This window comes from Arthrobacter sp. Hb9-2 (assembly GCF_059091165.1).
On record NZ_JBNHGJ010000115.1, the window covers coordinates 1 to 270 of the forward strand.

Genomic DNA, 270 nt, shown 5'->3' on the forward strand with positions numbered 1-270 from the left:
GCTGCCCCAACATCTTTGAGTGCTGGGAGGACAAGGAAGCCACGTTCCTGATCGGCGGGTCCGAGTGCACCCGGCGGTGTGATTTCTGCCAGATCGATACCGGCAAACCCTCCCCGGTGGACCGGTTCGAACCGAGCAAGGTTGCCAGGTCGGTGCAGGCGATGCAGCTGCGCTACGCCACCGTCACCGGCGTGGCCCGCGACGATCTCGAGGACGAGGGCGTGTGGCTGTACGCCGAGACGGTCCGCAAGATCCACGAACTGAACCCGG

At 65.2% G+C, this 270-nt stretch carries 1 pseudogene; it reads left to right on the plus strand.

The annotated features are described in order from the left end of the window. A pseudogene (locus tag AC5RV1_RS21455) lies at positions 1-270 on the plus strand (lipoyl synthase); the annotation flags it as partial.